General features: G+C 57.7%; 1 protein-coding gene. It reads right to left on the reverse strand.

Annotated elements, in window-relative coordinates:
• The coding region (locus Q7C21_RS23155; protein WP_375151263.1) for a hypothetical protein at positions 1-354 on the reverse strand (354 nt) is incomplete at its 3' end.
• Positions 355-501 lie beyond the last annotated feature (147 nt).

Raw genomic sequence — 501 nt, forward strand, 5'->3', positions numbered from 1 at the left:
GATGGTCGGGTTTGCGTTCACTGCTGCGGCAGCTGCGTCCACAACCACCTGACTCGACGCTATGTAGCCGGCCACGATCGGCTGAACGAGGGGTGTTGCTTGCGTGGTGATGCGAGCGTCAATTGCTGGTCCGGTCTGCGCTCCATCAACCACAGCAGCAACGTTAGCGTCAGTAACCAGCGCATCAGTAGGCAACTGGGCTAGAGGAACCTTGCCTGATTGCAGGTCTGCTTTCGCCAACAACCCTGCGGTCAGATCGGCGGTGCTAGCTTTCAGGTTTAGCGCAGACTGTGTGGCGTTCGAGACTGGCTTGCCGAGGTCCGTGGTGTTATCCACGTTGCCTAATCCGACCATGTTTTTATCCGGGGAAACCCACTCAGTTTGCGCACCAGACTCAGCCATGCGCATGACTTGAAGGGGTGTCCCAGAGTCAGGTAGCCCTACGCCTGTATCGCCTTTGTCCCCCTTGGCCAGAACAAAGTTCAGGACAGCGTGAGACTC

This window comes from Pantoea sp. ANP04 (assembly GCF_041982285.1).
Classification (GTDB): domain Bacteria; phylum Pseudomonadota; class Gammaproteobacteria; order Enterobacterales; family Enterobacteriaceae; genus Pantoea; species Pantoea eucalypti.